General features: G+C 35.8%; 7 protein-coding genes and 2 pseudogenes. 3 read left to right on the top strand and 6 right to left on the bottom strand.

Going from position 1 to position 12,031, the window contains the following annotated elements; all coding sequences use genetic code 11:
• Position 1: 1 nt before the first annotated feature.
• The 3 genes and pseudogenes from CJF29_RS06590 to CJF29_RS06580 form a co-directional block, all read left to right on the top strand.
• Positions 2-271 (top strand): annotated as a pseudogene (locus tag CJF29_RS06590) (type I restriction enzyme endonuclease domain-containing protein); the annotation flags it as partial.
• Entirely contained in the window at positions 264-1,889 is a 1,626-nt protein-coding gene (locus tag CJF29_RS06585; RefSeq protein WP_099146125.1) for a DUF4435 domain-containing protein, read from the top strand. The pseudogene CJF29_RS06590 and the gene CJF29_RS06585, both read left to right, overlap by 8 nt.
• A gap of 23 nt (positions 1,890-1,912) precedes the next feature.
• Positions 1,913-2,929 (top strand): annotated as a pseudogene (locus tag CJF29_RS06580) (AAA domain-containing protein); the annotation flags it as partial.
• Positions 2,930-3,209: 280 nt separating this feature from the next.
• Here CJF29_RS06580 and CJF29_RS06575 read toward each other — a convergent pair.
• The 6 genes from CJF29_RS06575 to CJF29_RS06550 are packed head-to-tail and all read right to left on the bottom strand — an operon-like array spanning position 3,210 to position 12,024.
• A complete protein-coding gene (locus CJF29_RS06575) occupies positions 3,210-4,991 on the bottom strand; it encodes a DUF262 domain-containing protein (protein ID WP_099146124.1) in 1,782 nt (593 codons plus the stop codon).
• Between the two features lie 8 nt (positions 4,992-4,999).
• Positions 5,000-8,107: a type III restriction-modification system endonuclease gene (locus CJF29_RS06570; RefSeq protein WP_255299322.1), complete on the bottom strand. Its 3,108-nt coding sequence runs from the start codon at positions 8,105-8,107 to the stop codon at positions 5,000-5,002.
• Entirely contained in the window at positions 8,104-8,874 is a 771-nt protein-coding gene (locus CJF29_RS06565) for an ATP-binding protein (RefSeq protein WP_176553106.1), read from the bottom strand. Before CJF29_RS06565 ends, CJF29_RS06570 begins: the two co-directional genes overlap by 4 nt.
• 31 nt (positions 8,875-8,905) lie before the next feature.
• The gene (locus CJF29_RS06560) at positions 8,906-10,795 is read right to left on the bottom strand and encodes a site-specific DNA-methyltransferase (protein ID WP_099146123.1); all 1,890 of its coding nucleotides are present in this window, start codon (positions 10,793-10,795) and stop codon (positions 8,906-8,908) included.
• 10 nt (positions 10,796-10,805) lie between these two features.
• Entirely contained in the window at positions 10,806-11,360 is a 555-nt protein-coding gene (locus tag CJF29_RS06555) for a hypothetical protein (protein ID WP_099146122.1), read from the bottom strand.
• A gap of 4 nt (positions 11,361-11,364) precedes the next feature.
• Entirely contained in the window at positions 11,365-12,024 is a 660-nt protein-coding gene (locus CJF29_RS06550; protein WP_074557918.1) for a DUF4391 domain-containing protein, read from the bottom strand.
• Between the last annotated feature and the right edge of the window lie 7 nt (positions 12,025-12,031).

Raw genomic sequence — 12,031 nt, 5'->3', positions numbered from 1 at the left:
CATTGACTGGCAGAAAAAAGAATCTGCCAGAGCCGGAATGCGCAAAATGATAAAGCGGTTGCTGAAGAAATATAAATATCCGCCCGAGGAAGCTGCTAATGCATTGGAAACAGTCATTCGTCAATGCAAACAATGAACGGATAATGATGATTCAGAACCTCTTTATCAGAAAGCCCCGAAGAAATATGAGTTTCCTGAAAGCAGTTCATACACCATAGCTGCTGAACCAAACATCAAATACAATAATTTATCAGAAAAAAACAATGAGTAACAAGTCTATAATCATACCTGTGAACAATAAACCTACAAAAATTGAGAGTGTACAAAATTTTGTTATTGTAGGCGCAAATGGAAGTGGAAAAAGCCATCTAGGTGCTTGGATTGAAAAGCAATCAGCAAATGGAGAAGTCCTTAGAATTTCAGTTCAAAGAGCATTGTCAATCCCGGATAGTATCACTATCAAAAGCGAAGAAGCGGCATGGAATAAAATATATTATGGTGAAGAACTTCACCATGATAAAAATTACAAATGGAATTGGGGGAATGGATTAACTACTAAACTAATAGATGATTATGACAGCGTTTTATCTGCTATCTTTGCTCGTTTAAATAAAGAGGATAGAGCTTATGTTATAGACTGTAAGGATAAAGAAAAAAAAGGTGAAACGAAAGCCGATGTTCCACAAATGATTATAGACAAAATTACTTCTATATGGAATGCTATATATCCTCATAGACAAATTATTCTTGAGGATGCAAAGATAAAAGCCAAAACTACTTCATCAGAGGAATATCATGCCAAAGAAATGTCTGATGGAGAAAGAGTAACAATTTATCTATTAGGTCAATGCCTTATTGCGCCGAATGATATGACAATCATAATAGATGAACCTGAAATACATTTGCACAAATCTATTATGTATCGTTTATGGGATAAAATTGAAGAATTCTGTCCAAACAAAACATTCATATATATAACTCATGATTTAGACTTTGCTGCTTCAAGAAAAGAAGCAACTAAAATATGGGTTAAGTCATATTTTGGCAATAACCGATGGGATATTAAAATATTAGATCCCGATGAAAATATTCCTGATAGTTTAATGTTTGAGGTATTAGGCAATAGAAAACCTGTTCTATTTGTCGAAGGAGAAAGAGGAAGTTACGATAATCAATTATACCCTTTCGTTTACAGTAACTATAACATAATTCCATGCCATGATTGCTCTAAAGTCATAGAAATGACAAAATCATTCAATAATGAGCGAATAAAAAACATGCATAATTACAGCATAAAAGGGCTAATAGATCGTGATTATATGACGGAAGCGGAGATTTCATGCTATAAGGAATCGAATATTTACACTCTAGATGTGGCTGAAGTCGAAAATTTATACCTAATCGAGGATATAATAAAACTAGTGGCAGAGAACCAAGCATTAGAACCTAATGAAACATTTAATCAGGTAAAACAGTTTTTATTCAACAAGTTTAAAGAAGAATATGATTTACAACTATGTTCAATTTGTTCTAGAGAAATCCGCCATAAACTTCAATGTTACACAAAACCTAGTGAAAATACAATGGAAGCTTTAGAGGCGCAAGCACAAAAGATTGTGAATTCTATTGATATTCCGCAAATATATAACCAATCTAAACAGAAAATTGATGCCATAGTTACATCGCAAGATTATGATAACCTACTGAAAATCTATAATCGGAAAAGCTTACACCTCCAAATTTCAGGTATTCTAAAGTTATCATCAAATGAATATCCTAAATTGATTCTGAGAATGATGAAAACGGATAAAAAAGAAAGAATTATAGAAGCGCTTAAAAAACATATGCCAATTTTGGACGAGAAAGAGCCATCCATCGAAGTCATCTAAACTTTATCCCCGATTGGTCATTTGTACCGCAGACCTTGTTACGGGAACATTATCGATGCCATCCTCGAATCATCAACTTCTGTAATCAGAAATTTTATGGTGGAGATCTTGTCATCATGACACGTGATAAAGGAGAAAAGGATGTCATTTGTGCCATACGGACAGCCAAAGGCAATCACTCCCGCAGTCACCTGAATCAACGGGAAATAGATGTTATCAAAGAGGAAGTACTACCGAATCTATCTTATGAAACAGATGAAATTGGCGTCATAGCTCCATATAACAAACAAGTAGATGCAGTAAAATCCGCACTTGAAGAGGATATTGATGTCGCAACAGTCCATAAATTTCAGGGAAGAGAAAAGGAGGCTATCATTATGACCACTGTCGACGATGTCATCACTTCCTTTTCCGACGATCCCAACCTGCTCAATGTTGCTGTTTCGCGGGCTAAGTCACAATTCTACTTGGTCGTATCGGGAAACGAACAACCCAAAGACTGCAATATCAGCGATTTGATCGCTTATATCGAATATAACAATGGCACTGTTTCCACCAGTAAGATTCATTCTATATTCGATTATCTATATGAGCAATACACAGATGCCCGAATCGCCTATTTGAAGAAACACAAGAAAATATCCGAATACGATTCCGAGAATCTTACATTTGCCTTACTCGAAGATATTCTAAAAGAGAATATCAATATGCGTCATTTGAATATCATTTGCCATTTACCACTCTATATGTTGATTCAGGATTATTCTCTATTGAATGAAGAGGAAAGCAAATATGCTGCAAATATAAATACTCATATTGATTTTCTAATTTATAATCGTGTGAGTAAACAACCGGTATTGGCTATTGAAACGGATGGTTATACATTCCATAAATCGGGGACAAGTCAATCAGAACGTGATATTAAAAAGGATCGTATTTTAGAGTTGTACGGAATTTCATTGGTGAGATTGTCCACTATCGGTAGTAATGAGAAGAAAATTATTGGAGATAAGTTAAGCGAAGTATTAAACTTGCATTAGAATGTTCATTGCAAATCATATTTTTTTTAGAATAGGAGTTTCTGCATATTCCAACAACTAATATTTCTATATTAATACCTATATGTTACTAGAAAAACGTATTCTTTAATATTACCGCCACCCCAAAGTATTATATATGGAGTGGCAGCAGCTTGGTACACTAATTTCCCAAAAGAAATATTTTAATTATTCGAAGCTCTGATTATTTGTTGGTATGATATACGATACACATTGAATTTTACATCAAGACTATTCCCAATATTACTAAAAGCCATACATATTATTCTGATAACTTTCTATACGCTCTAAAAATTAATTCTGCCATTAACACACGACGCTTAGTTAAGAAATCATGATATTCAAGATTCTCAAAATTTTCAGGTAATGCATTTTGGAAACATGTAATTTTATACCCTTCGACACCTAACCTACTCTTATAAGCTAGAACATATTCAGAAGGAGGATTATCTGAAATATCAATATTCGTAGAATAGTCAAGAAATGTATAATTAGCTATTTGGTTCCTTTCACGATCATCTTCAATACCAATTTGGGAAAGATAATTCTTTGGGAATATATGATGAATATCAATAGAAGACTTTCCCCCACTAGCCCCTACGATAAAGTATTTAGATGTTGGTGTATTACTAAATAACATGGGATAGCCAAGTACATTAAGCGATGCCACATAGCCATACCATGCTGGCGATTGAGTTGAGGATGTGACAAGGTCATTTGGCAAATTATATTTAAAATAGTCATCAGTAAATTGAGATTTTATTTCATTATCCAAATAGTCTACAAAGTCTCTTGATGTATGAACTTTACGTAAATCTGCAAATTGCTTTTCAACAGCTGATTCAGGAGAGTTTGTATAAAATCCTTTTATCGTAGTCATAAAGAACCATCGTTGCATGATTTTCTTCAACTCCATAGGCTGGACATTATATTCTGTTTTTCCGATAAGATATAGCATATATGAAAACACAATTGCATTTTCTGATGAAACCAGCGAACCATTAAGATAACCGGCTTCTGCTACAATATTCATAAACGCATGCCAATGATTAAGATTAACAACCAAAGTTAGCGCTTCTCTAAACTTCAATAAATTATCCGTTCTTATTTCTTCTGCAAATTGCCCGGTCTGAAGATCTTTACCTCTCAAAAGCATATAGGCGTATTTCAATCTTGCACGTTTGAAAGCTATACCTACAGTAGCACGTATCAAGTGCACTGGATTTACTTCAAGAATATGATTATATGAAGTTCCAGCTTCCGGAATACGTGAAGTCCGGCAAAAATCATTTATTTTATCATGAATTTCATTGTCATAGACAGCTAATAACGTTTCTATAAAGTTCTTTTCAGTCAGTTTTTGCCCGCCAGAATTCACACGAACAAAAATATCCGCCACATCTTGTTCAGATGCTGTTGCACTAATTCTTAATGTTGGCAGAAGATAAATATTTAAATTCAAAAGAGCATTAATATTTTCCTCTATAACTATTTCTTCATCATCAGAAAGTCTTGGCAACTCGTTTCTTACACGACTTTCATTAAGTTGACTAATATATGCTTTCCGGAATTTAGTAACATTTAATTGTTCTTCATGGGCAGCAAAGACTTGACTTACAGCACTAATCCATTCCGGATTACGCTCATAAGCTTGAGACCAAACTGCAAATTCTCTTTTCAGAGGATTAAATGATATTTTAATATTCCGTTCCTTATAGTTTACATTTTTAATTTTTATACCTTTAATTGCTCCTAACAAAGCTGTAAGACGCTGTTGTCCATCAATCACTAAATCACGAGCCGTATTGAAGGTTTTATCATTAATTCCAATCTGCCCTTTGTTTTCAAAATCAGTAGGTGATTCCCAAAGCATTACATATCCAATTGGATACCCTTTCAACATAGAATCCAACAAATCACGAACTTTATTATCTTTCCAAACAAAAGGTCTTTGCAAATCAGGCAAACCAATACGCCCGTTTTTTACATCATTAAGTAAATCTCCAACTTTACTTGGTATGTTATCAAATAATTCTTTTCCCATAACTGTCACTATTTTACCAAACTCATCAAAGTATCATAACTATCAATTTTACCATACTTAACCCCTGAATTGCTTAACTGCTCAAAAAGTTTCTCTGCACAAGCAATCTTGTTTTTCTCAATTTCCCGCAACTCCATGGAGCTCATTGAGCCCTTGGTTTCAGCAATGAAATAGATATGCTTCACTTTATCTTTTTCAAAAGCAATAGCCCAGTCCGGTGAATAATTTCCAACAGGAGTCGGAATGTGGAACCCCTTGGGTAGTTTCGCATATACTGCCACTTCATCAGAAATATCAAGACTTTCTACAAATTTACGTTCATTACTCTTTTCCGCTATTCCATCAGTGAATACATAGTCAAGAATACTCTTTTGAGCTTTGAAAGCCTTATCCATAGAAGTATGTTTTTCCTGTGTAAAGATACTGCTGTCATATTCACCATCCACTTGATTATATGAAATATGCTCCACAATCATAGTTGCTTTCTGTTCAAGAATAAGCCGAGTAACCTTGGTAATAAACTCTTCCGGGTTTGCCTTAAACATATCAAACTTAACCGGACGGATTTTTGTCAGTATTGTCGCTACTGTTTTACGGGTAAGTGTCGTGCCGGATGCTATTTTACCGATAAGATCATACTTCACATGGCTAACCACATCTGTAGTCAATCTGTCCGTCTGCGACGCCTTTTTTTGAAGCATTTCACCTGAAACGACATCATCTTTCTTTAGTTCATCCTTCTGAACACCTTTCGTTATCACATAAGTCAGTTGAGTGACTTCCAACTCTCTATTAATAGCTTGCACAGCTTTTTCAATCAACTCGTTACTGTCAAATTGGACTTTATAAGCGTATTTATGGTTGATACGCTTCCACAACTCCTGAAATTCCTTCTTTGAAAAATTATCGTTGAGTGTATTAGGCGGTGTTTGTAGTTTGCTACCATTGCCAATCATATCATCAAGGGCCTTACTATCGAAGATAGACTGAACACGTTTATAAACAGCATCTGTCAGTGGTTCCAGTTCATCAGGAAGTTGTTTCAAATTATTATTCTTCAAGTCCTCACGGAATATATCTGTAACCTCACCACCTTTCGTAATATAACCGTTCATACGCAACTGGAATACAATCTCTTGTGCGTCTTCTTTGGAAACAGTATATTTCTTCCCTTCATTGGAAAAGAGAATCTTGCCAATAAAGAAATCAATATCAGCCTTGGTAGGACGATCGTAGAGGTCTGCCTTGATGTCCTTCTGCAAATCTGCCACAAAAGAAGCATATCCTTCAGAGGCTATAACGGTCAATTTGTTCACACTATGAACTTCATCAGGCAGAGTTTCTGCATCCATGCGGACACCATACTGGTCAACACAAAGTCGCAGACCACGACCAACTTCCTGTCTCTTCTGACTTATACTATTAGATTGGCGAAGTGAACAGATTTGAAATACATTCGGATTATCCCACCCTTCACGCAAGGCAGAATGAGAAAAGATAAAACGAACCGGTTCGTCAAAACTTAGCAGACGTTCCTTGTTCTTTAAAATCAAGTCGTAAGCCGAAATATCATCCGATTGGTCTGAACCACGTTTTATATCACTATTGACACTTCTCCCTTTCTTATCAATGCTGAAATAACCCGCATGAGTTTCATGCGTAGAAATACTTCCTAGATAAGACATGTAATCAGCATCAAACATATTCTGATTATTATTCAATTCCGCTCTATATTCTTGCTCGAATATTTCACCATAACGTCCAAGCATTTGCTGTCCGTCTTCATCATATTTCCTATAGTTGGCAACTTCATCCAAGAAAAAAAGCGAAAGCGTTTTGATTCCACGTTTAAACAGAGAAGCTTCCTTGCGAAAATGTGCCTTTATAGTTTCCCTGATTTGAATACGTGCTTTGTGATCAGCCGAAATATCCCCATACACATCTTTAATATACATCATTTTTCCGTTGGAGAATGAAACAGTACTATGACTACTATCCATTGTATCAATATGGATATCAGAAATAGTATAACCACGATATTGCTCCAATTCATTAGACACGTAAAACAAATCATCTCCGACACCGAGATTCTTTACCTCTCTCTTAATGTTATTGGCGTGTTTCACTTCTATTTCAAGACGAGCTTTGGGAGCTTCTGTCTTGGACAAAACAATATCTTCCAGATACATGTAACTATCCGTACCTTTAAGATGTTTCAATTCAAAACCTACTACTTCAATCTTCTTCACCAGTTTTTGATTGTAAGCATCCAATGCATCCAACACATAAACTGGATTGTGCGTTTCTTTATGAGTAGCTGAATAGTTCAACGTAAAGAGAGGGTTAAAGCGAGCTAAAGCAGTTTGTGTCGCTGCTCCGCCCATCTTTTGCGGTTCATCAAGAATGATGATCGGATGATTAGCGGATATAACATCAATTGGCCGACGGCTGCCAAACTCATCACGTACGGAGTAAATGATGCGGGCAGCGGCATTTTTCGCACCCTCTTTCAAAGAGGTGTTAAAAGCCTGTGTATTAATAATCATTACAGAGATGTCACCACTTTGAGAAAACGTATCTATTTGATTCAGATTATTACTGTTATAAATAAAATAACGTGCTTTCTTCCCATAAAACTCCATAAAGTGATCTACCGTTATATCAAAGCTTTTCTTTACACCTTCACGAATAGCGACACTTGGTACAACCACAATAAACTTAGTCCATCCATACAGTTTGTTGAGTTCAAACATAGTTTTGATATAGACGTATGTTTTACCTGTACCGGTTTCCATCTCAACATCAAGCTGACAATGCCCAAGCTTGTCTACCACCTCATTTGATAAACGAATATTATTTTCAGTCTGAACCTGATGAATGTTTTTCAATAATTCATCTTTAGTCAAGACTATATCTCCGTTTTTATATCCGGTAGAGTCTTCTTCGAAATGTATATTCTTGACTTCTATCAGTTTACCATTATCCTTTTCATACGTTTTTCCTTTATCCACTACATACTCTGCCAAGCCCTTGTTAGGTTGTCCGTTAAATACCTTCACCACATTTTCGACAGCATCTGTTTGGTATTGTTGTATCTTGAATTTAAGTTTCATCATCTTCCTTTTATTAATTTGTCCACTCCCGATTTCACTTTCCAGTATCCTGCTTTGTCTGAACCTATTCGTTCTATAATGTTTAGCTCTTTTAATTGAGCTATAGCCCTTCTGATTGTTGCCAGACTTACGTTTAAACGTTCACATAATTCAAGCCGAGTTATAGTCGGGGTTTCTTTTAACAATGAGATTAAGTCCTTTTGCAGTAAAGTAAATGATTTTACAGGGTCATTTACAGGGTCATTTACAGGGTCATTTACAGGGTCATTCGTTTGACTTCTATAATTATTATTCAGCAGTTCAGTATAAAAGGAAGTAGCTTGCGAACGGAATCTAGGTTCTTTTGCTTCAGTAAAACCCGGAAGTTTTGCCGTTTCATTATATATCTTTCGTAATCCACTTCCTCTCTTTTCCATGAAATCCAACTGTGCAAACACATCGGCTAATATAGGATTACGACGTTTGGATGAAACATCATCCAAGTCCCGGTCTTGAATAAGTGTTCCATCAAACATTCCTCCCAGAGAATAAATAACCAATCGATCATCATAAAATTGTTCTCCCGCATCAAGCAACGACAATAAGTTTCCCTGATATTCACGAGAGTCTTTGGCATCATCATTTACACCAAAGAATAATGAACCACCAAGTCCATTGGCAAAAGCACTGACACTCTTCAACCAACTTTTGAATTGCTTGCGTTCCAAAAATTCTTTGAAATCACAAGTGGTATTCTCGCCAATCAGCCGTTTAATTATATTATCCATCATTTACTTCTGATTATTCCGGTTTCATTGTTTCTTATAGTACTTTTGTTACTGTATTTGGAGAATAAGTTTTAAATATTTGTTCAAAGTTGGTGGCAGTACTGTCGTCTGCCATTGAGCTATCACGGAATACAGCATATTGGGGCTGCATTTTGGCAATAGCAGTAACAACACTATCATCTATTTCATTATCAAAACAAGCAACAAGATAATTGGTGGCTACATTATAGATAGTTTTACCTTCTATCTCTATTTGCTCAATCTTACTATCAAGGGTGGCACCTAATTCAAGCATTACTTGAAATAGCAGGTCTTCAGATGTGCGGCCGGATTTTACATTTTCTGTTTTGGCAAACAAAATTTCTTGACGATATTCAGATGGAGCATAGTAAACATCCAGCATATTGCTGCTGTCTAATTTGAGGACACGGAAACCACTATCAAATTTAGCGGTAGGATTATCTTTTTGTATCTTCTTTGCAGCTCGGCGAATACGCTCTTTACCAATTTCGCAAATATTTTTGTACCCAGCCTTAAAAGCTTCGCTTTTCTCATCTGTTGATTCTGGTATCTGGACCATAATAAAACGTCTATTTCCACCATCTTGGATATTTCTGTTCAACACAGCATGGGCTGTTGTAGCAGAACCTGAAAAAAAATCAAGAACTATACAATCTTTTTCGTTGATAATATCTAAATAAAACTTGATAAGAGAAACAGGCTTTGGAAAAGAAAAGATCTTTCCGTCAAAAATAGATGTTACATCTTTTGTTCCATCTTGTGACATACCAATATCGTCAGGGAATTTTGTTGAAACAGCAACTTTCCCAAAATCATCTCCTGCTTTTTTAATATCATCTTCTTTCCAATATCTTAATACAGGTTTTGTAATTTTTAGAAAATCATAATCATCTGGAAAGACAATTCTATCCACATTGTAATATAAATTAAAAGTATCTTCCGTTATAGCCCATGTCCTATTTGGGTTTGCAGGATAAGATTCTCCATTCTTTGGATTAACAATAGTAAAGTAGCTATTTGGACGTTCGCTTGCAGTCGTTTGTTTTGTTAAATCATGAATTCTCCAGGGCCTATTAGGAAAATCTTCTGTTTCAAAATATTTACGTTCCTTTCCTTCAATGCCAGCTTTAAATGATACACTTTTTGCGTAACAAAGACCCCACTCATAATCTTGGGAAATCCCAAATGGAACATCAGATTTTGAAGTTCTTTTTCTCCATGGGAAAGTGGCTACAAAGCAGTTCTCGCCAAATATCTCATCACATACCTTTTGAAGATTCTCTACTTCATTATCATCAATCGAAATAAATATCACCCCATCATCAGTTAGCAAATCTCTTGCAACCTTCAGCCTCGGATACATCATATTCAACCAATCCGTATGAAAACGTCCATTACTTTCTGAATTAGTAACAAGCCGATTCCCTTGTTCATCATACTGCCCACTATTAGCCAAATATTCAGAAGTAGATTCGGCAAAGTCATCTTCATACACAAAATCATTACCCGTGTTATAAGGTGGATCAATATAAATCATCTTTACCTTACCTAGATACGTCTCTTTCAAGCATTTCAACACATCAAGATTATCACCTTCAATATAAAGATTCTGCGTATTATCAAAATCAACACTCTCTTCACGACAAGGGCGAAGCGTTGCATTGATAGGTGAATTAGCAAGAAGTATCGCCTTCTTCTTATCCGGCCATGTAAACTGATAACGTTCTTCACGCCCTTCTACTATCTCCGAAGAAAGTTCCTGCCGCAACTTATCAAAATCTATCGCTAAAGTAACTTTGCCTTCGGCATCTTTCCGTTCTGTAATACAGTTAGGGAAGAGTGCAGCTATTTTATCTATATTGTCCTGAACGCCGTCAAGCGTTTGCATTCTAAGTTTATCCATATTCGTATATTTATTCTTGAATATTTTTGGGTAATTTGTGAGTCGTTTTTTCTATTTTTTTCTCATTGCTGGCCACACGTCGCTCTATTTTCTTAATATCTTCAGCCGGTGGAAGACTTTCCGGTTGTATGCCGCGCTGTCCAAGCATTTGTCTAACACTTTGGTTATTTTGGATATGTTCTTGTGTAATGGGGCTTTCGCCATAAAGGTCTTTATTTTCTACATTATATTTAGTCATTTCAGTAGCCAGATTTTTGGCGGCAATAGTAAGAGTAGGTAAGAAATCAGCTAAAGGACGTGACATTTCACGCTTGGCTCCACTGCCTAAAACAACCATTTTCGTAACCTCACGAAAATGGTCATCTACGTTGATATTCTGGGACTTGCATGAATCGACGGCACGTCCTATCGCTACAAGAAAATTTTCCCAACGAGCATAGCCTAAAATAGATTGCAGTTCGCGTGCAAACCAAATCTCTATTTGTTCTTCTCCATTGTCGCTTTTGACCTCATGTGTTATATCATCAAACGTTTTTTTATATTGGCTGATTCTTTGTATATCCATTATATTACTGGTTTTTATTTAAATCCTTTTTCAATTTAATGAGTTGTTGATGCAACTCAAATTTCTTTTTAGGTTGCTTCTCATTATTTATCTTACGTTTTACTATCTCTATTTCTTTAAGCAACATTTCACGTTGAGTCGATTTTTCTACATCCTCACGTAAACTTTCGCTTTGTATGATAATGCGCTCCCCTGCTACTTGGCGAACAAGTGCTTCATAGATAGCATCCATCGTCAACCCCTCTATGGAAAGACTTATTTCTGTATCTTTTATCCATTGAGAACGATACGTCTTCGCAATACGAAAAGTTTTATCCGTATTCGTACTGCTTTCCATCCATTCTTTGTAATTGAGATGCAAACAAGTCATATCTCCCCAACGCAAAATAAAGAGCGTATGTCGTAGTATCATACCATCAATAAAAGAAAAAATATCATCCGGACAATTTTCATCCTTAATAGGCACAAGAAATATAGTGATTTCATGCACTTCTTTTCCATCTGCCACATTAATAGTACTTGGCGCTAACTTAGCCAGCCATTCCACTCGAACCACATCATTTGTGAAGTGGTCTTTCATACGAGTATTAGCTCCCCATTGATTTACAAACGTTTTCTTGGGAATAACTCTGTTTACGATGGTTGATTGCGGAAGATTGTACATAACGTTT

Origin of the sequence: Bacteroides celer (assembly GCF_002632415.2) — a bacterium.
Taxonomy (GTDB): Bacteria; Bacteroidota; Bacteroidia; order Bacteroidales; family Bacteroidaceae; genus Bacteroides.
The sequence above is the reverse complement of the archived record's forward strand: the minus strand, read 5'-3'. Positions and strand labels throughout refer to the sequence as shown.